The sequence below is a fragment of the Candidatus Woesearchaeota archaeon genome, assembly GCA_016214075.1.
Lineage (GTDB): Archaea > Nanobdellota > Nanobdellia > Woesearchaeales > DSVV01 > JACRPI01.
Genome location: JACRPI010000020.1, coordinates 128,349 through 146,453, shown reverse-complemented (window position 1 = coordinate 146,453; position 18,105 = coordinate 128,349). Strand labels below are relative to the sequence as shown.

At 38.8% G+C, this 18,105-nt stretch carries 21 protein-coding genes; 9 read left to right on the top strand and 12 right to left on the bottom strand.

Features of this window, described 5'->3' with window-relative positions; genetic code table 11:
* Nucleotides 1-222 precede the first annotated feature (222 nt).
* Nucleotides 223-966, top strand: coding sequence for a hypothetical protein (locus HZC31_04690; protein MBI5002658.1), 744 nt, complete (start codon nucleotides 223-225; stop codon nucleotides 964-966).
* Nucleotides 967-978: 12 nt separating this feature from the next.
* On the opposite strand, the gene HZC31_04685 is transcribed toward HZC31_04690, so the two are convergent.
* Nucleotides 979-2,922, bottom strand: a complete 1,944-nt coding sequence (locus HZC31_04685) for a hypothetical protein (protein MBI5002657.1) — start codon at nucleotides 2,920-2,922, stop codon at nucleotides 979-981.
* 79 nt (nucleotides 2,923-3,001) lie between these two features.
* On the bottom strand, nucleotides 3,002-4,114 hold the full coding sequence (locus HZC31_04680) for a hypothetical protein (GenBank protein MBI5002656.1): 1,113 nt from the start codon (nucleotides 4,112-4,114) through the stop codon (nucleotides 3,002-3,004).
* Between the two features lie 222 nt (nucleotides 4,115-4,336).
* On the opposite strand from HZC31_04680, the gene HZC31_04675 reads away from it, so the two are divergent.
* Complete coding sequence (locus HZC31_04675) at nucleotides 4,337-6,049, top strand: DNA topoisomerase VI subunit B (protein MBI5002655.1); 1,713 nt, start codon at nucleotides 4,337-4,339, stop codon at nucleotides 6,047-6,049.
* A gap of 26 nt (nucleotides 6,050-6,075) precedes the next feature.
* Nucleotides 6,076-7,173: a DNA topoisomerase IV subunit A gene (locus tag HZC31_04670; GenBank protein MBI5002654.1), complete on the top strand. Its 1,098-nt coding sequence runs from the start codon at nucleotides 6,076-6,078 to the stop codon at nucleotides 7,171-7,173.
* 3 nt (nucleotides 7,174-7,176) lie between these two features.
* On the opposite strand, the gene HZC31_04665 is transcribed toward HZC31_04670, so the two are convergent.
* Nucleotides 7,177-7,779 carry a hypothetical protein gene (locus HZC31_04665; GenBank protein MBI5002653.1) on the bottom strand — a complete coding sequence of 201 codons (603 nt, stop codon included), beginning with the start codon at nucleotides 7,777-7,779 and terminating at the stop codon, nucleotides 7,177-7,179.
* Nucleotides 7,780-7,878: 99 nt separating this feature from the next.
* Between HZC31_04665 and HZC31_04660 the strand changes: the two genes are divergently transcribed.
* A complete protein-coding gene (locus tag HZC31_04660) occupies nucleotides 7,879-8,859 on the top strand; it encodes a winged helix-turn-helix transcriptional regulator (protein MBI5002652.1) in 981 nt (326 codons plus the stop codon).
* On the opposite strand, the gene HZC31_04655 is transcribed toward HZC31_04660, so the two are convergent.
* From HZC31_04655 to HZC31_04645, 3 genes are read right to left on the bottom strand one after another with little or no spacing between them, the layout of a single operon-like run.
* Nucleotides 8,837-9,001, bottom strand: a complete 165-nt coding sequence (locus tag HZC31_04655) for a hypothetical protein (protein MBI5002651.1) — start codon at nucleotides 8,999-9,001, stop codon at nucleotides 8,837-8,839. The two genes, HZC31_04660 and HZC31_04655, sit on opposite strands and share 23 nt — an antisense overlap.
* 7 nt (nucleotides 9,002-9,008) lie before the next feature.
* Entirely contained in the window at nucleotides 9,009-9,338 is a 330-nt protein-coding gene (locus tag HZC31_04650) for a hypothetical protein (GenBank protein ID MBI5002650.1), read from the bottom strand.
* Nucleotides 9,335-9,571: a DUF4258 domain-containing protein gene (locus HZC31_04645; protein ID MBI5002649.1), complete on the bottom strand. Its 237-nt coding sequence runs from the start codon at nucleotides 9,569-9,571 to the stop codon at nucleotides 9,335-9,337. Before HZC31_04645 ends, HZC31_04650 begins: the two co-directional genes overlap by 4 nt.
* Nucleotides 9,572-9,784: 213 nt before the next feature.
* On the opposite strand from HZC31_04645, the gene HZC31_04640 reads away from it, so the two are divergent.
* Entirely contained in the window at nucleotides 9,785-10,012 is a 228-nt protein-coding gene (locus tag HZC31_04640) for a DUF1653 domain-containing protein (protein MBI5002648.1), read from the top strand.
* 42 nt (nucleotides 10,013-10,054) lie between these two features.
* Here HZC31_04640 and HZC31_04635 read toward each other — a convergent pair whose 3' ends face one another.
* Entirely contained in the window at nucleotides 10,055-11,671 is a 1,617-nt protein-coding gene (locus HZC31_04635; GenBank protein ID MBI5002647.1) for a hypothetical protein, read from the bottom strand.
* Nucleotides 11,672-11,693: 22 nt separating this feature from the next.
* Nucleotides 11,694-12,548, bottom strand: coding sequence for a Bro-N domain-containing protein (locus tag HZC31_04630; GenBank protein ID MBI5002646.1), 855 nt, complete (start codon nucleotides 12,546-12,548; stop codon nucleotides 11,694-11,696).
* A gap of 213 nt (nucleotides 12,549-12,761) precedes the next feature.
* On the opposite strand from HZC31_04630, the gene HZC31_04625 reads away from it, so the two are divergent.
* Complete coding sequence (locus tag HZC31_04625) at nucleotides 12,762-13,184, top strand: HIT family protein (protein ID MBI5002645.1); 423 nt, start codon at nucleotides 12,762-12,764, stop codon at nucleotides 13,182-13,184.
* 79 nt (nucleotides 13,185-13,263) lie between these two features.
* On the opposite strand, the gene HZC31_04620 is transcribed toward HZC31_04625, so the two are convergent.
* On the bottom strand, nucleotides 13,264-14,370 hold the full coding sequence (locus HZC31_04620; protein ID MBI5002644.1) for a class I SAM-dependent methyltransferase: 1,107 nt from the start codon (nucleotides 14,368-14,370) through the stop codon (nucleotides 13,264-13,266).
* Between the two features lie 64 nt (nucleotides 14,371-14,434).
* Between HZC31_04620 and HZC31_04615 the strand changes: the two genes are divergently transcribed.
* Complete coding sequence (locus tag HZC31_04615) at nucleotides 14,435-14,881, top strand: NUDIX hydrolase (protein ID MBI5002643.1); 447 nt, start codon at nucleotides 14,435-14,437, stop codon at nucleotides 14,879-14,881.
* A 152-nt stretch (nucleotides 14,882-15,033) separates the two neighbouring features.
* Entirely contained in the window at nucleotides 15,034-15,417 is a 384-nt protein-coding gene (locus HZC31_04610; protein MBI5002642.1) for a toprim domain-containing protein, read from the top strand.
* A 111-nt stretch (nucleotides 15,418-15,528) separates the two neighbouring features.
* Here the strand turns inward: HZC31_04610 and HZC31_04605 are convergent, their stop codons facing one another.
* The gene (locus HZC31_04605; GenBank protein MBI5002641.1) at nucleotides 15,529-15,723 is read right to left on the bottom strand and encodes a DNA-directed RNA polymerase; all 195 of its coding nucleotides are present in this window, start codon (nucleotides 15,721-15,723) and stop codon (nucleotides 15,529-15,531) included.
* Between the two features lie 147 nt (nucleotides 15,724-15,870).
* On the opposite strand from HZC31_04605, the gene HZC31_04600 reads away from it, so the two are divergent.
* Nucleotides 15,871-16,323: a hypothetical protein gene (locus HZC31_04600; protein MBI5002640.1), complete on the top strand. Its 453-nt coding sequence runs from the start codon at nucleotides 15,871-15,873 to the stop codon at nucleotides 16,321-16,323.
* A 30-nt stretch (nucleotides 16,324-16,353) separates the two neighbouring features.
* Here HZC31_04600 and HZC31_04595 read toward each other — a convergent pair whose 3' ends face one another.
* Together HZC31_04595 and HZC31_04590 are read right to left on the bottom strand one after the other, a co-directional pair.
* Nucleotides 16,354-17,445, bottom strand: coding sequence for a calcium/sodium antiporter (locus HZC31_04595; protein ID MBI5002639.1), 1,092 nt, complete (start codon nucleotides 17,443-17,445; stop codon nucleotides 16,354-16,356).
* A gap of 35 nt (nucleotides 17,446-17,480) precedes the next feature.
* On the bottom strand, nucleotides 17,481-18,035 hold the full coding sequence (locus tag HZC31_04590; protein ID MBI5002638.1) for an inorganic diphosphatase: 555 nt from the start codon (nucleotides 18,033-18,035) through the stop codon (nucleotides 17,481-17,483).
* Between the last annotated feature and the right edge of the window lie 70 nt (nucleotides 18,036-18,105).

Sequence of the window (18,105 nt, the reverse complement as noted above, 5' to 3'; positions counted from 1 at the left end):
TCTTGCTTGTCTTATCAAACCGTTAATTTTTTGTACTATGCCTTTCTTCTCTTTCATGGGAATCGCCTCACGATTCCCCCAACTGCAGCCTAACGGCTGCTTTTGGTTTTTTAATCTATCGAAAGATTTTCACCAGAGCCGAAGGAGGGAAGAAAAGAAAAAGAGTAAATATACCACCAAAAAGGAGTAAAATATATAAAGAAACGAGGGATTCTGAGCACTATGACAAAAATAGTTCACGAATACGATCAAGACAGATATAGAGCATGTTTAACTGAAGCTGTAGCGCAAGCAGGAAGAGGATCACTTACTGTTGAAGGACTTGATGCAATTCTTGCGCGATATACGACAAATGGAGCACAACCAGCATTAGATGTTGCAGTTCAAGCAAGATCTGTAGAACAAAAAGGAACATCACAAGAGAGATTAGACCAAATCCGCGATACAATGACGCAAGTCTACCTTGGTAAACGGGGAAGACCTGGAGAAGGCACTGCGCAAAATAAAGAAGAAGCAGAGTTTGCGGCATCCTATTTTCTTGACTTACTCATTGGAAAATATGTTGATTCTGAGACAAAAGAAACAAGAATAAAAGAAGACTATACAACAGAGCAAAGATTAACGCAGGCATTGAGTGCAACAACAGATTATATGACAGGAGGAATGGATTTATTCAGAAAAAAACAAGATTATTGTTCCACAGAAAAAATGAGAGAGATGTATAATGCGGCAGTTCAAGTGCTTGAAAAAGTAGTATTCACAAATATGTATGCAGTAGGAAAAGCGTTCTTAGTTTTTGGAACAGACGGATATCTTAGAATAATTACAAAAGAAGAAAGAGTCGATAAAATTCTCAACTCTGGAAAATCCCTAATAACAGAAGAAGAGCTTGAATATGTGAATAGAATAGGAAAACCAGCGCTTGTTGTATGGGCAAAGAAGAAAGACTTGTATGATAAGAGATAAGAACAGGTAAACCTAAAGATTTTCTTTCACTTTGCGCACAATACTCGCAACATCCATCCCATGCTTCTTATATAAATCCGCAAGACATCCAGTTTCTCCGAATTCTTGCATCCCAACAGAAATAATTTTGTTGCCTTGCCCAACTTGAGACAAAGAATACGCAACTTCTCTGCCCAAAATTTTGTGATGGGCGTCATGCACAGTCACAAGAGGTACACCAGAGGGAATGAGTTTTCTGAACGCATCCGTATTCAAGTGCGATAAACTAAACACATCAATGACGCGAGCAGCAACACCTTCTTTTTCAAGCAAAATAGCAGCTTGCATCGCCAAATCCAACCCAGCTGCGGAACCGAGTAAAACAACAGAAGGAAGAACATCATGAGCAACATCTTTCACCACGCGAGCGCCTGTTCCATGAACAATCGCAGAGCGAGAATACAAAGGCAACTTCTGCCGTGTCAATCGCAAATATGCTGCTTTATTTTCTGTATAAACAAGTTTCATAATTTCTTGTGTTTCATTCGCGTCAGCAGGCTCGTAACTTTCCATTCTAAAAAGATCAGCCATGAGAGAAGGAACAATGGTTGATTGATGCGAACCGCCATCCCATTCAACTCCTAAACCTGCGTGTGTTCCAATAATTTTGACATCCGCCTCTGCGTAACAAATAGAATTTCGAATCACGCCCAAACATTCTTTGACAAAAATATCAAATGTTGCCATCCATGGTTTTTTTCCAGAATATGCGAGCCCTGCCGCGACACCAGCCATGTTTGCTTCTGCGATACCGACTTGCACAAATCGACCGAGAGGATTTGTTGCGCTGAATGTGCCAAACTGTTTCGCGAAATCATCCATCTTCACTGAACCGCCAACACCTGCAGTCACACAAACAACGCGAGAATCTGCTTTTCCTAACGCGACAATATATTTTCCAAACGCGTCGCGTGTTGCGCTTGGTTGTTCAAATGAAACAATTTCTGGAACAACGCCGATGTGTTGCACAAGTGGAACAGTGTATTTTTCTCTCTCCGCAGCAGTCAATTGCGCAGAAGAAATGTATGAATCAACACTCCCTGGAAATTGCGCGTCGAGAACAGAAATCTGTGCAAGACATTCTTGTATTGCGCGATCATACTCTGCTCCTTTTGGCGCTACTCCATGCCAAGAAGAATCTCCTCTTCGTGCAGCGTCTGCCATAAACGTAATGCCTGCGCCTTTGATGGTATCAAGTAAAATCATCACAGGAACATGGTCTTGTTCTTGAATTTGGCGCGCTTCAGCAATTGCCCAATGCAATTTTTCGACATCGCTTCCATCAACATGAATAGTTGCCCAGCCATAGCTTTGCCATTCCTGCACAAAATTGCAGGGAAGAACATCTTTAACTGCGCCATCTTGATCCACTTTATTGTAATCTAAAAAAGTAATCATGTTATTAAGTTTGAGAACACCAGCGGATTTTGCTGCTTCAGTAATGCCGCCTTTCGCGGATTCTCCATCACCAATAATTGTATAGACTTTGTATTTTTTCTGATCTAATTTTGCGGCGATAGCCATACCCACTGCAACACTTAATCCTTGTCCAAGCGGACCACCACAGGTTTCAACGCCAGGTGTTTTCATATTCAAATCAGTATGTCCTTGTAATCTGCTTCCAAATTTACGCAGTGTTGTGAGTTCTTCTTTTGGAAAAAAGTCTGCGTAGGCAAGCGCACAATAAAGCGCAGGACAAGTATGTCCTTTAGAAAGCACAAGGCGATCACGATCAGTCCATAATGGATCTTTTGCGTTGTATTTCAAAATCTTGCCAAAGTACAAAACACTGAGAAGTTCGATGATAGATAAACTGCCACCAGGATGTCCGCTACCTGCAGTCGCGATTGCTTTAATGTCTTCATGGCGCAAGTGCGCAGCGATTTTCTTGAGCATCCCAAAGTCAACGTCGGTCATAAGAAGAGAAAACAGAGCTGGTTTTTTAAAGCTTGTTAAACAATAGGCTCCGGTGAAAATCTCTGAGAGAAAATTGTTTTTACTCAGCAGCAATCTCAATCATGTAGTCAAGAATTTCCGTCTTATACGAAGTTCCTTCAAGAACAGGAAGTGTGTCAACAGTATATTCTGTATTTATCGCGTTATCTAGTCCGTTCACGCGAACCCAACGAAGATATTCAGTTGCAAGATTGTTGATATCAACAGAATGTTGTACAGTCGGCTGCACATGATCTTCTGATCGCTGGACAATCACAAAATAATCAACAGGAAGATATGGAACATACCGCAATGCTTCTCGTTCAACCCAATACTCTTCATCGTCGCAAGTAATTCCAGATTTGACAGCACCATGTCCTTCAGAAACGCAGCCGACAGAAGTATAATATCTATTGACAGGTCCTTCCCATTCTATGTAAAATTTCATGTCAGGTTGATATCTGCCAAGCATTCCTGTTGCCATAGTCACGCCATAAGAAAATGAAACAAGTCCCACATTGTCTGGATCAACGCCTTCAAAGTCAGAGAGGAAGCGATAGAGTTCATACAACCCATCCTGCTGCGCGTAGCCGTTATAATCTTCTTCGCCAGTGCTTTCTCCACGACCATCTGCGTCAAAAACAAGAGCAATAAAACCATTTACCGCGTATTTCTGCGCATCCAGAATAAAATTATCTTTTGTTCCTATTCCTCCTGGAATTAAGATGACTGCGGGATATTGATTTGAAGAAGATGCATCATTCGGTGCATACACCACAACAGCAAGTTCTGCACCAGTTGTTGGATTTATGACAGTGTATTTTGAAGTAATAATGCCACGCGTTGAATCTTCTGTTTCAGAAATTTTTGTGGAGGAAATAGAAGTTGTCCATGCTGTTTCTACTGAAACTGGTTCGTAAGTGTAGGTGTCCATGTCGTAAGATGATGATGAAGGAGAAGAACCAGAATCTGACGAAGAAGATCCTGATGAAGGAAGAGAACAATCTTCTGCGCAAATACCTCGTTTGAGCTCAATTGCGTCACAAACACCATCACCGCAGCGCTGTGCGAGAAGAGAACCTACTTCTGCTTTAGTCTCTTGATCCTCTTTGTCTTCACAGGAAGTAAGAAATAAAAGAAATAGTAAAGAAAGGATCAAAAAGTAGTTTTTCATGAGAGTTTTTAAGAGGGAGTACTATAAAAAAGTTGTTAAATCGCTAAGCTCATTTTTTGAATCGCTCCGCTGCTTGAACAGAATTTATCTTTTATTATGATTATTAATAAAGATATAAAGAAATAGTGAGAGAACCACAAAGAAGAGAGAATTAATCTTATAAATGAAAAGAATTTTCCCAAAATCGCAAAGCATATAAATCTCTCCAAAAACAAAAATTCTATGGCACAGACAACATTGGGAGAAAACACTGAAGACAACAAAATCAAAGCAGTGGAACTCGCAAAAGCGCAACGAGAGATCGGCGTCGCTGAATTCTTCGCGAAAAACAGACATCTTCTTGGCTTCGATAACAAAAGAAAAGCGCTTCTTACCACAATCAAAGAAGCAGTAGACAACTCCTTAGACGCGTGCGAAGAAGCGGAAATTCTTCCAGAAATCCAAGTAGAAATTATTGAAATCGCGGATGAAAAATTCAGAATTATTATTGAAGATAATGGTCCAGGCATTGTCAAGAAACAAATTCCAAAAATCTTCGCGAAACTCTTGTATGGAAGTAAGTTCCATCAACGAAGACAATCGAGAGGTCAGCAGGGTATAGGAATTAGCGCAGCAGTGATGTACGCGCAACTCACCACAGGAAAACCCGCAAAAATTCTCTCTAAAATCGCGAAAGACAGACCTGCAACATATATGGAATTAATGCTGGATACGAAAACAAATAATCCTCTAATAAAAGCGGAAGAAGAGAAAGACTGGCCAGAAAAAGAACATGGAACACGTATTGAAATGGACATTGAAGGAAGTTATCAAAAAGGAGACCAGTCTGTGGATCAGTATTTGAAAGAGACAGCAATCGTGAATCCACACACGACAATAATTTATACAAATCCAAAAGCAGAACAAATTATTTTCCCGAGAGCGACAGAAGTAAAACCGAGAAAAGCGCAGGAAATTAAGCTGCATCCGTATGGAGTAGAACTTGGAATATTACTAGATATGATGCACGCGACAGAAACCAGAACATTGCAGGCATTTTTTACCACAGAGTTCAGCAGAGTTGGTCCAAACACCGCAAAAGAAATTTGTTCCAACGCGGCAATATTGCCAAACATGAAACCAAATGAGGTTTCAAGAGAAACTGCGGAAAAAATAATTGCGGCAATAAAAAAGACAAAAATAATTGCGCCACCAACAGATTGCATTGTTCCGATTGGCGAAGAACTGCTCGAAAAAGGATTAAAAAAAGAAGTCAACGCGGAATTTTATGCGGCGTGCTCACGCCCAGCAAGTGTGTATAGGGGAAATCCGTTTGTCATCGAATGCGCGATTGCGTATGGCGGTGATCAGCCTGCGGAAGAGCCAATGACAGTGTTGCGATTCGCGAATAAAGTTCCATTATTATTTCAGCAAGGAGCGTGCGCAGTCACAAAATCATTGATTGGGACAAATTGGAGAAGTTATGGGTTATCGCAAAGTACTGGCGCGCTTCCAATGGCGCCGATCACGATTGTCATTCACATTGCGTCAGTTTGGGTTCCGTTTACCAGCGAGAGCAAAGAAGCGATCGCGCATTATCCTGAGATTATTAAAGAAGTAAAGCTCGCGGTGCAAGAATGTGGACGAAAACTCAGCAGTTATATTTACAAAAAGAAAAGAATTGGGGAAGAACTCAAAAAGCGAGGATATATTGAAAAATATATTCCGCATATTGCAGAAGCGCTCAAAGAACTTGTGGATAATAAAGATTATCAAACAGAAAATGTTGAGACCAGTTTGAAAGAAATACTTGAAAGAAAGCGAGGAGAAATTGAAGACATTGAAGCGGATAATCAAGAGTTTGATGAATCGTTTGCGAATATAGGAAAGAAAGAGAAGAAGCCAAAAAAAGAAGGCGAAGAAGCTGAAGAAAGCACTGATGAAGATACTGATTAGACGATGAAAAAAATTTAGGTGACACTATGGCGGGAGAGAAAAGCGGCAAAGACATCATAAAACAAATGCAAGATATTGCTGTAAAAATTTACAACACCATCCTCAAGAAAGAAAACCCTTCTGTCAACATTCCATTACGATCATTAAACAATGTTAAATACGACGAGAAAGAAGGCTATTTTGAATTGATTGGAAAAGAAAAAGAGCGAACACTCACTGCGTCAACAGCAAAAACATTCGCGCAGACATTGCGCATGATGGCAATGTCCAAAGATCTTATCAAAAGCGATGACATTGCGACAAAGAGAGAGGCGTATTACATCAGCAAAAACTGGGGAGACGCGAAGTTTTTAGAACAGCCAGAATCTGATAACGTCATGGACGACATTGAAGCAATGCTCATGACCAACAGAGAACAAATTGGGTTTGTTCCTGAAGAAAAAGGCGGCGCAGTTGCAGGACAACTCGTTGTTATTGACAAAGATGAAAATGGAAAAGAGTTGAAAATTGATTGTACTAAATTTGGTTCTGGCGCGTATTCTGTTCCTGTTTCTGTTGAACATTTACGATTTGAAACAAAAGCAGAGTTTATTCTCGCGATTGAGACAGCAGGTATGTTTCAGCGATTAGTCAAACACAATTATTGGAAAAAAGCAAACTGCATTTTGGTTTCGATGGGCGGCGTTCCAACGCGAGCATGCAGACGATTTATCAGGCGATTAGCAGATGATAAAAAATTACCAGTCTATGTGTTTACAGACGGCGATCCGTATGGATTTTTTAGTATTTATCGAACATTGAAAGTAGGATCTGGAAACGCAGCGCACATCAACGAATATTTCTGTGTTCCGCAGGCAAAGTTTATTGGCATTACACCGCAAGATATCATTGACTACAAATTACCAACACATCCGTTGAAAGAAGTCGACAAGAAAAAGATCAAGGATGTCATCAAAAATGATCCATTCTGTATTCATAGTAAAGAGTGGCAGAAAGCGTTGAAACAATTAGCGGATATGGGAAAACGTGCAGAACAGCAGGCGCTTGCGCAGCACGGGTTAAACTTCGTCATCAGCGATTATTTGCCGCAGAAACTGAAGAATCAGAAAACGTGGCTGCCGTAAAGTTCATAATCTTTTTTTTGTATTGCTAAAATACATCTGCTTGCATTCACCTATTTTATCGTAAATCATGAGCGTGGTCTTAAGTGTTGTATCAAATAGAACATATGATAATACCGTACCACCACTAAGAGTTTTACCACCATTAGTTTTTAGAGTATCATAGAATGCAATAGTGCTTTCATATCCTCTATTTTCTTTGTAGCGAACGAGCGTTGCAATAATTAATTGACATCTTGGAACACTGGACCGAGAAATCTTTTTCGCTCTAAGAAGCTGTCTTCCTTTATCACGAAGTTTGCTTTGAGAGACAATTATGACATCTGATGAAGCAATAGCATGTTTATCTAAAATCATTTGATAGCAAGCAGGTAATTGAGTTATATCATAAGATCGCCGCTCTTCATTTGAAGCCATACCTCGAACATCATCAACGAGAAGCAATAATCCTACATTTTGATAAAGATCTTTTGTTTTCGCGTAAAGTTCTACTCCTCTTTCCCAAAGAAAGAGATCTAAAACTGTTGGAGTTACCTTATAGCTATAATGACCAGCGTCAATAACAGTATTATCTGTAACAAGTTTTTCAAGTGAGTCAAGGAGGTTCATAACACCACTAAAAAGTAACAAACAGATAAATAAAACTTCGTAATATTTTTTTTACAAAAAGGCAAAATATATAAGGTTTAACTGCCATTAAATAAAAAAATGATTAAAATTGATAGAAAAGATAGAAAAATCCTGCGATGTCTCGATATGAATGCACGTTTGCCTTTGAAGAGATTAGCAAAAGAAGTAGGAATAGGCAGAGAAGTGGCAGAATACAGAATAAAACGTCTCAGGAAAATAGGAGTCATTAGTGGTGCACATACTGTATTCGATGTGCATGTGCTTGGATACCAATCATTTCGTCTTCTTCTAAGACTGTTTCATCTTCCTCCTAAAGATAAGAAAAATTTAATGGACTATCTTGTCCAACATAAGAATACGTGGTGGGTTGCGTCTGTTGGAGGGAGATGGGATGTTATTATCAATTTTATAGCAGAAGATGCAGCTGCTTTTAATGATATATTTGAGGAGATTGTAACAAGATATGGTGAATATTTACAACAATATGAATTATTAACATACATAGATATCCACGACTATCCTCGTAAATACATCATCTCTGATGAAAAGTATGGAGCTGATGAAACGCTTTTTTACCATACGATGAGACCAAAACAGGAGATCATTCTTGATAAAGTAGATTTTAAGATAATGAGTTTCATTTCTAATAATGCGAATGCAAATTATACAGAGATTGGGGAGAAAATTGGATTAACAAGAAATGCTGTAAAGCAAAGAATCTTTTCATTAGAGAAGAAGAAAATCATCTTAGGATATAGATTATCATATCATCCAACAACACTCGGCTATAACTCTTATCTTCTTCTTCTAAATATTAATAATCTTAAGAAAGATCGAGAAAAAATGTTATTAACCTATGCAGAAAAGAGTGCGAATATTATTTTTACTGTAAAACATATTGGAAAGTATAGAATTACATTTGAATGTGAAGTAGAAAATGAGCGTAAATTCCATGATCTATTAGTAGACATACGAGATAAATTTAATGATATTATTATTGAATTTGATTTTTTTCCAATATTTATGGATCATAAGATTAATTATTTTCCACTAGAATGAACGCTTCTGCCTGTTCTCTTGTTAATGTCGTAAAGGCGCATTTTAGGCAAACCATAGCATAAGTAAGGATATGCTCTACCTTAATCTCTTTTTCTTCGAGTGTTTGACCACAATCGGATTTTATCTTCCTTGGTAGTACCATAATATTTTCACTCAATAATAATCTGCAATCTATTTCTATCAATTGGCTCTAAGATAATTTCTTTCCCTTTTTTTAAGGAAAAAAATGTAGCAAGATTCTTAGGAATTCGAACATCGAGTGCATTTCCAACTTCAGATACCTTACTTCGCGCGCGAAGCCCCCATAAACCTCTTTTCTTCACTTGTTCTTCAATTTTATCAGAAGCGTCAGATTCAAATAATATTTCTTGACAACGATCACAAACTAACGCGTCAAAAATACCAATCTTTTCTCCAAGGAAATTATAAGGTACTTTTTTCTTAACATATTGTCCAGTATTACAGTTTGTGCATTTCATTTTCCTTTCCACCCTGTTGGTCTTCCTAAATGAACAGTTATTATCTTATAACGCCCATCCTCTAATTTTTCATAAACAACAGTAAAATGACGATATATGGTAATAAAATGGTTTCCTTCAATTATTTTTGGTCCTCGAATAATTGCTTCTGCAATTTCTATCCTTGAAATCCCATCATCATTCGCTTCATCTTGAGCGTGCTTTGTCATAAGCAAATCTTCTTTTGATACCATTCTTTTTACACTCGTATATACATGTTATAACTTGTTTTATTTAAATGTTTTGGAAAAATAGTAAACGACACAATTGACGCATAAAATATAATGTCGTTTGCTATTGTAATAACGGACAACAAGTATGTCTTATTTATGCCCGTTACTAAAAGCTGAAGAATCAGAAGACATGGCTGCCGTAACATTTAAATAAAATTATCCTATTCTTCTTTTATGAGCGAAATCAAAAAAGGAAAGTATTTGCATTTCAAAGGAATGATGGTTGAAGTTCTCGGCGTTGCTTTTCATAGCGAAACAATGGAAGAAATGGTCGTCTATACACACGACAATCCTGTCAGAGGAAAAGACGCGAATACGTTGTGGGTACGCCCAAAGAAGATGTTTCTGGAAAATGTTTTTGTTGACGGAAAAGAAGTGCCGAGATTTAGGTTTGTGGAGTAAAAGGCAAAAAAACTGACTATATTATCCTCCTTCTTTCCATCCCTAAACCTCTTCCACCTTTTCTTTTTTAGTGTCCCTAAACTTCTTCCGCATCTCTTTCTGTTCATCAGTCAAATGCGCACGCATCCCTTTCACACCTTTTTCTTCAGATTCTTCTTTCTGTAAATTTGCCAAAAAAGCACGTCTCTTCGCGTACTGGACAGGATTCTTAATGCGACCACATAAACCATCGGGCTGACAAATCTGCATATCTTTGTAATAGCCAGTATTATCACAGTTTGGAGGCATGACTTTCTTGCGCGTCTGTTCCGCGTACCGCACCTGCCCTTTCAATAATACTTCGCGAAGTGGTTCTGGATTTCGTTTGTTCCATTCTTCAAGCACAGCGTCAATCGCCGCGTAATCATAACCAGTGGAAAGCAAAAAATTCACGAGCATAAACAAGAATCTTTTCTTTCCATCTTTCATGCCTTGCAATCCTATTTTCATGCAGGGAGGAAAAAATTCAGCAGGAATCGCGTGCTGCAAGGTCTCTTCTTCAAACGCAGTGCCAAACTTTTTAACAATCTTCTCTTTTTCATCAGCAGCGTTATGATCATCTGGAAGCGCGTCAAATGCTTCTAAAATAAGCCGTGCTGCTTCGCCAGGAACAACATCTTCTGCAGAAAGAAACGGAAGCGCGACAGTCACGAGCTCTGGTTTTGCTTGTGAGCGATCAAACTGCAAGATTGCGTCAGGATCAAGAGGAATAGAACAAAGCCCAGATTTCTCGTGCAGCGAATAGGGCATACGATACAAATGTCTACTGGAAATCAGTACAGTATCAACCTGCAAGAGTGGACCAAGATCAAGTTCTTCCACAAAGGTGGTATTTTTACAATACACGCAGCGAACAACAGAAGAAACATCAAGCTTCTCCATAATTTTGCCACACTTGCCACAAACTTTGAATTTGTCAGTAGAAGTCCCCTCTTCTTTGTTTTCGCAATGAAGACAATGAAATTCTACTTTATCTTGTTCTTGTTTTTGCGCTTTTTTACAATTGCTGCATATTTTTTTAGAAAATTCATCTTCCCTTAAGCCAAGATCACGCGCAACGTTTGCGAGAGAATCATGCGCTTTGATATGCTCAAGCAATTTTGGTTTAATGCGGACAGTCAAATATTCCGCGATGCGCCGCACTCCTTCTGGAAAAAGAAGATGAATAGGTTCTCCATGCACTTCTTTGGGAAACGCTTCAAAAGGAACAGCGATGTGAAATCCTTTATTGCCGCTGAATTTCGCAGTGATACTTCTGATACCATGAAGTCGCAATTCCTGCACCATAAGATGACCGATAAGTTTTGAATAATCCCAGAGTTTGCAGTCAATGTCAAGAACAAGATCCCATCCTTTTCGTGCCTCATCAAGTTCTTGTTTTTTCATACCTGTCGAAATTTGCATCACGTTGCGCCAGCGTTCTTCGCTGACGTGGAATGAGGTTGCTCCTTTTTTCGCGAACTCAAGAACATCGCTTGGATAAGAGAGAATGTCTGGTCGTTTACCGAAACCACCATCGCCAAATCGAACAGAAACTTCTCGATCTTGCGCGGCGAGAACCATAGCTTCTTGAATATCCCGACGTTTGTAATGTTTGAGAAGAGTGCTAAGGTGGAGCATAAAAAGAGGGTATTTTTGAGATTTATATTGTTTTGGACTGAAAATGTTGAGAAAGTCGTTTCCTCTTTTCTGGTTCTGTCAGATAATTTTCAGAAGTACTTACTTTTTCATCACTTCTTTTTTCAAGTTCTTTTCTGGCAATTCCTGCAACAGCTCCTCCTTCCTCTGCAGCTTCTTTATTTTGTTCAAAGCCTTGCGCATCTTTATTCCGTGCAATTCGCGTTGTTGATGCTTCTCCAAGCATGGTAAAAATAAGTTCTAGATCATTCATGTGGTCCCTCAAATTCTCTTTTTTCAATCCCTTAAATTCTTTATATTCACTGGGCGTCATGCCAAAAGTGGCTTTTGAGATTTCTGCGGTGAGGATAGCATATTCCTTTTCAGTATTTATTGCTCGTTTATCCCATTCATCGGTAAGTTCATCTCTTATAGCAATGCCCCTTACTCTTTTCTCAATCCAATCATCAGAATAGCCTTTTGCTTTGTAAATCTCCTTCATGCGTTTTTGAGCTAATTCTGGATTTTCTATTTCCTGAACTCTTTCATAGCCAACCTGAGCTAACCATTGCTTAAATGGTTCTGCCTTGGGAGACGGAATTGATTGGATAATCCTAAACATATTTTTTGTATTGGAACAGTCTGTAAGCCTTAATTTGTCATCATCCGCTATTAATTTCAACTGTCCGATTTTTTCGGACACTTCAAATCCTTCATTTTGAAGCTTGATTTTTAGGTCAGACCAATACTTTCTGGCTCTATCGGTTTGTGTCAATGCTCCTATTATATCAACTACCGAGAACCACCATTCATCATTAAACCATGTCCTTCTGATTTTTTTATCCTGAAAAACAACTAATTGAGCATTCTCATTGGTCATGCTCTTGGTATATTTTTGTTCTTTATATACCTCACGGTTGCATGTCCAGTGGAAGAAAAAACAATCATCACTGAGAATAAAAGCACTGGACAAAGGGATTTGGCGAGTGGGGATGAGAACATGATGTGACTTCGTAAAATCCGATAAGTTAAATTCAATTGATTTTAGGCGCTAAGACGAAATTTTATATACTATGATAATTCTATTAATTGTATGAAGAAAAAAGAGTGTATCTTTTGCAATTTTAAAGATAAAGAAGTTCTACTTTATGAAGATAGTTTATGCTACGCAGTTATAAGTAAAAATCCTATCAATAAACATCATGTTTTAGTTATACCAAAAAAACATTATCAGGATTTTGTAGAACTTCCTAATGAACTCGCTTCGCATATCTTTCTTATCGCTAAGAAAATCTCTAAAGCAGTAAGAAAAATATGCAAATGTGATGCAATTAGTCATCTTTTTGACGATGATACCTCAGAAAGCGGATATAATCTTGTGGCACATTTCAAATTTCACATTATTCCAAGATTCAAAAAAGATATGCATATGATAGACTGGAGTCCGCTAAGATCAGATGAAAGTGATGAAGCTCGTTCTAAATATGCAAAAGACATTAAGAAATATCTAAAGTGACGCACCAGAAATCAACTCAAGCCACGCTGCGCTCTCGCCTTCAACTAGGAGAGTTTAACAGGAATTTCAGATGTTAATTTCACCTTTCCAACATTTTCTCACAAATCAACGCGGCATCAAAGAAGAATAAGTGGAATGCTTTAGTTCCTTTGAGCTGTTTTTCAAAGTATGTTCGTTCTTTCCAATACTGTTCAGGAGCAATCGTATACCGAAGCAATACTTTTTCTGCGTGCAATTCCTGAAGCGCCTGCAAAGTCTTCTGTCTGTCAAGAACACCTGCGCGAGCAGGAATGCGCTCCACGATTTTGTAAGAGACAAAAAATAGAGAATCGCAAAGAACAGTGCTCAGGAAAAATACTTTCTTCCCGACAACAAGCCGTACAAGTTCTTTGCTCTGCACAAGTTGAGCAAGCTGTTGTTCAGAAAAACAAGAGCCAAACGCTTCTGCGTCCATTCCTGTTAACGTCAGCGCGGGATTTGGTTCAAGAAGATGCGTGTAACGAGAAGTATCATCATGCTCCTGAAGTTGCGCAAAAGATAAAGACAGATCGCCATCCGAAGTTTCTGAACGAACAATATGAACATGCTCTGGCAGTAAAACAAGCTTTTTTTGCGCTTGTTTCAAAGCGCCAAAATAAAGCGTCAAACGATTCAAAGCGCCATCGACAGAAAGATATTCATATTCTGCGTCAAAAGCAGTATTCGAAATGTGCGGCGGTAATTCAAGCGCGATGTTTGGAGTAAGTTTCCCATACAGTTCAAGAAATTCTTTAATGTTCGGCTGAATTGTTTCAATGGTTCGTTCTTTTTCAGCAGGAGCGCGTTCTGGATCGCAGAAAATGACATTCGGCGCATGCTCTAAAAGCGCAATTTTACGATAGATGTCTGGTGAGAGAATATCGCCGCAGATAAAAGTAATATTCTTTATCCCCAACTTCTCCGCGTATTTTCGTGCAAGACCAACAGCGTCAGCATTTTTTTCAACAGCGATAACCTGTTTGCATGTTTTTACGAATGCAAAAGATTGAAAGCCAAATCCAGAACAGAGATCGAGGATAGTATCACATGCTAATCGTTCTGCGCGGTAGCGGGCAACAATTTCTGGAGTAGCGAAGCGTTTGTTTTCAGGAGAAATAGCAAGAACATCTTCTCCGATCAATTGCTTTGTTGTTTTAATGCGAGACATGCAATGGAAAAGTATAAGAGTCTTTAAAAAGAATGCTATCATTTAAAGAAAAGAGAGAAACAAAATGACAGAAACAAAAGAATATACCTGGAAAGATCTCTTCAGTCAAAGGATTGCGCCACTCATAACAGTCGACATTATCATCCGCTATAAAGGAGGAATCGTCTTAGTCGATCGAGCAAAAGAACCGTTTGGTTGGAGTATTCCTGGAGGTTTTGTGGATTTCGGAGAAACAGTGGAACAAGCTGCGATCCGAGAAGCAAAAGAAGAAACAAATCTTGACATCAATATTGATCGACAGTTTCATGTGTATTCTGATCCAAAGCGAGATCCAAGAGGAACGCATTCGATAACTGTCGCAATTATAGCAAATGGCAAAGGCACGCTAAAAGCGGGAGACGACGCGAAAGACGCGGAAGTATTCTCTTTAGACCAACCATTGCCGAAAATGCCGTTCGACCACAATAAAATTTTACAGGATTATATCAATGAAGATGCAAACGAGAATTAGGATGTCTTATAGTCTAAAAAATAACAACATTGGCCAGATGGAGCAAACAAGGTTCCCACACAAAGTGTGGGGTTCTTGTTTGCGAAATAGGGCGTGCGGAAGCACGACCGTCTGTGCCAATGATGTTGTTATTTTTTATTAAATATGAGAATATGGTTTTCGCAACAAAACAAGAAATTGAAGAAATTATTGAAAAGATAAAAGAAGAGATTGAAGAAGACAGACTTATCATTCTTGTTGAGGGAAAGAAAGACAAAGCAGCGCTCATGCATTTAGACATAAAAGAAAAGGTGTTCATTCTCAACGGCAAAGACATCTGGAATCGCTTGGAAGAAATCGCAAACAAGAACCAAAAAAAACACATTCTTATTCTCACAGATTTTGACAAAGAAGGAAAGAAATTGTACGGCAAAATCATAAAAGATTGTGAACGATTAGGGATGAAAATCGACAAAAAGTACAGAGAATTCTTTCAAAAAAGAACTAAAGTGAGTCAAATAGAAGGATTGGATACATATGTAGAGAATATCGCATAAAGAAGACAAGAGTAACTGAAAAAATAGTAACAAAAAACATCAGATAACAAATAAAAAAATAAGAAAAAAATAAATTAAAAAATATAGAAAATACTGCTTCTTCAGTTAAAACTAAAATTCTCTTTTAGGTCTTTTCTTAGAATAGCATTCTTTGCAAAAAACAGGTCGTCCTTCTTTTGGTTGGAAAGGAACTTCGCATTCCTGTCCGCATTCAGAACATGTTGCTTTGTGCATTTCTCGCGGTCCGCCGAAATCTCGTCTTTGGAAATTTCCACCGTTTCCGCCGCCTCTGTTAAAATCTCTCATTTTCTTTTTCCTCTGAGCATAGACCTTGTGTCTACGCTACAAGTTCTATGAATAAGTGGGGGTTTAAAAAGGTTCTCATGGAATAGTGGTTTTCGGACTACCCTCGAGAACGAAAGACTAATAAAGAGCCAGAAAACCAAAGATTGCATGTACATCCCCAAGCGATACGGCGAATCAAAGACAAACAAATGTCCGTTCTGTGAAAAGGATGCATTCTCGCAAAATAAGCAGAAGATTCCCACCTGCAAAGACCATAAAGACACGCAATTGCAAGAAGTAAAATGTGTCTGCGGCTCTTGGCTTGATATGCGGGAAGGAAAGTTTGGTGTTTTCTTTACCTGCATCAATTGCGGCGCGTTAAATCTGCGAAAAGTGTTGGAAATGAACAATATACAGAGACAAAAAGCAGTGGGAAAAGAAACAACAATGCCACAATACAAAGTACAGACAAAAGAAGGAACAAAGAGTGAAACACCACAGCAAGTACACAAGAAAGAACAACAAGTCTACATTCGCCCAAAAACACTACCGGAAGTAGAAAGAGAAATGGGAAAAGGCAAAGAAACAGTCATTCGTTCTGATGAATTGGATTTTATATGATTACTCTATTTTAGATGAGTCTGACAAGTATTAAAACAACGCGTACCAAACCAAATAACCAAAGTAAAGAAGATACAAAAGCAATAAAACAAATCCTTCTCGTCGTGTCACTGTTTTATCTGTCGTAATAAACACTTGGAAAATTGCCGCAAATATAATCAAGACAATCATATCAATAAAGAGAATGTGTGGATCGATGTGGAGTGGAGTAAAAAGAGAAATCACTCCAGGAATAAGTAAAAGGGTAATGATATTTGCGCCCAAAATATTTCCCACAACAAGATCGTATTCTTTTTTCATAAGTCCAACGAGAGAAACAACAAATTCAGGCAGCGCGGTACCAACAGCGACGAGTGTTAAGCCGATAACAGCGTCACTCACGCCAAACGCGTGCGCAATCGCAGTGCTCGAGCTGACAACAAATTTCGCGCCAAAAAGAATCGCGATAAAACCAACAAGAAAAACAATACAGGTTCGCAAAAAAGGATATCCTATAGTGAATTCCTGAGAAAATTCTTCAGAAACTTTTTTTGATTCTTGAAGCACAGTATGCCTCCAAGTATAGCCAAGAAACAAAAGGAAAAATAAAATCAGCAAAACACCATCAATAGATCCAATCACATAGTCTGCGCTGCCAAAGTCAAAGAGACGGAAGGAGAGAACAAAAAGCACAACTGCCGCAAGAAGCAAAAATGGCGCTTCAAGAAGCACAGTAAAGGACTGCACAACAAGTGGAGAGAATAATGCGGAAGTTCCCAGAACAAGACCTAATGTAACGATAACACTGCCAATGAGATTTCCAAAAAGAAGGTCTTCATTGCCTGTATACGCGGCGTAGCCGCTGACCGCGAATTCAGGAATACTCGTAAAAAACGCGACAACAAAAAGCCCAATCAAGAGTGGAGGAATACCAACACTTCGTGCAAGAAAACCTGCAGTAGAAACAACCCAATCTGCTCCTTCAACAAGGAGTACAACCCCTAAAATAAAGAGGGAAATCTGCAAAGGAAGCTGCAAACCAAGGAAAAGAAAGACAAAAATAAGAACAACTAAAAGGCCAACAATCGGCAATGCGTTGCGAAAAATACCTATTTTTTTACGCTCAAGGTCACGAACATCCATGAAAAAAGTGTGGTGTCCAGATATTATATAGTTTGTTATCTAAGAAGGGGATCTGAGGAGCGAGGAAAAGACTTTTGATAACTCTTAATGCCACGAAGAATAATGCTCTGTGCTTTTGCTTTGCCAAACTGCCCGCTAATGTGCACTTTTTTGCCTTCAAGATTTTTATAGACACGGAAAAATTCCTGAATTTCCTGCTGGGTATTTTTAGGAAGCTGTTTGAGCTCTGTAATGTCACGAAATTTGGGGTCACCAGTAGGAACACAAATAATTTTGTCATCGACATCATGGCCATCAAGCATATGGACGCCGCCAATAGGTACTGCTTCGAGAAAAATGCCCGGATGAAATGCGATTTGAGAAACAACAAGAACATCAAGAGGATCTCCATCCTCGCCTAATGTCTGCGGAAGGAAGCCATAATTGCCCGGATAATACACTGCGCTTGCGATAACGCGATCCAGTTTTATAATTCCTGTTTTTTTATCGAGCTCATATTTACAGCGAGAACCCATAGGTATTTCAATAACAGCATGAAGTTCTTTGGGAGCTTTTTTGCCGAGCGGAAGATCATGCCAGAGATGAACCATACCTATTTCTAGGAAAAGGAGTTATATAAACATATCGAAGTTGAGGAGAGAAAATAAGAAAAGAAAAAAG

Bases quoted from the DNA above. Each gene is read 5' to 3' on its own strand.
- HZC31_04635 (MBI5002647.1), bottom strand. From the start codon at position 11,671: ATGCTCCACCTTAGCACTCTTCTCAAACATTACAAACGTCGGGATATT.
- HZC31_04685 (MBI5002657.1), bottom strand. From the start codon at position 2,922: ATGACCGACGTTGACTTTGGGATGCTCAAGAAAATCGCTGCGCACTTG.
- HZC31_04620 (MBI5002644.1), bottom strand. From the start codon at position 14,370: ATGTCTCGCATTAAAACAACAAAGCAATTGATCGGAGAAGATGTTCTT.
- HZC31_04680 (MBI5002656.1), bottom strand. From the start codon at position 4,114: ATGAAAAACTACTTTTTGATCCTTTCTTTACTATTTCTTTTATTTCTT.
- HZC31_04645 (MBI5002649.1), bottom strand. From the start codon at position 9,571: ATGGTATCAAAAGAAGATTTGCTTATGACAAAGCACGCTCAAGATGAA.
- HZC31_04605 (MBI5002641.1), bottom strand. From the start codon at position 15,723: ATGAGAGATTTTAACAGAGGCGGCGGAAACGGTGGAAATTTCCAAAGA.
- HZC31_04595 (MBI5002639.1), bottom strand. From the start codon at position 17,445: ATGGATGTTCGTGACCTTGAGCGTAAAAAAATAGGTATTTTTCGCAAC.
- HZC31_04670 (MBI5002654.1), top strand. From the start codon at position 6,076: ATGGCGGGAGAGAAAAGCGGCAAAGACATCATAAAACAAATGCAAGAT.
- HZC31_04665 (MBI5002653.1), bottom strand. From the start codon at position 7,779: ATGAACCTCCTTGACTCACTTGAAAAACTTGTTACAGATAATACTGTT.
- HZC31_04675 (MBI5002655.1), top strand. From the start codon at position 4,337: ATGGCACAGACAACATTGGGAGAAAACACTGAAGACAACAAAATCAAA.
- HZC31_04690 (MBI5002658.1), top strand. From the start codon at position 223: ATGACAAAAATAGTTCACGAATACGATCAAGACAGATATAGAGCATGT.
- HZC31_04625 (MBI5002645.1), top strand. From the start codon at position 12,762: ATGAAGAAAAAAGAGTGTATCTTTTGCAATTTTAAAGATAAAGAAGTT.
- HZC31_04610 (MBI5002642.1), top strand. From the start codon at position 15,034: ATGGTTTTCGCAACAAAACAAGAAATTGAAGAAATTATTGAAAAGATA.
- HZC31_04615 (MBI5002643.1), top strand. From the start codon at position 14,435: ATGACAGAAACAAAAGAATATACCTGGAAAGATCTCTTCAGTCAAAGG.
- HZC31_04600 (MBI5002640.1), top strand. From the start codon at position 15,871: ATGTACATCCCCAAGCGATACGGCGAATCAAAGACAAACAAATGTCCG.
- HZC31_04660 (MBI5002652.1), top strand. From the start codon at position 7,879: ATGATTAAAATTGATAGAAAAGATAGAAAAATCCTGCGATGTCTCGAT.
- HZC31_04640 (MBI5002648.1), top strand. From the start codon at position 9,785: ATGAGCGAAATCAAAAAAGGAAAGTATTTGCATTTCAAAGGAATGATG.
- HZC31_04650 (MBI5002650.1), bottom strand. From the start codon at position 9,338: ATGAAATGCACAAACTGTAATACTGGACAATATGTTAAGAAAAAAGTA.
- HZC31_04630 (MBI5002646.1), bottom strand. From the start codon at position 12,548: ATGACCAATGAGAATGCTCAATTAGTTGTTTTTCAGGATAAAAAAATC.
- HZC31_04655 (MBI5002651.1), bottom strand. From the start codon at position 9,001: ATGGTACTACCAAGGAAGATAAAATCCGATTGTGGTCAAACACTCGAA.
- HZC31_04590 (MBI5002638.1), bottom strand. From the start codon at position 18,035: ATGGTTCATCTCTGGCATGATCTTCCGCTCGGCAAAAAAGCTCCCAAA.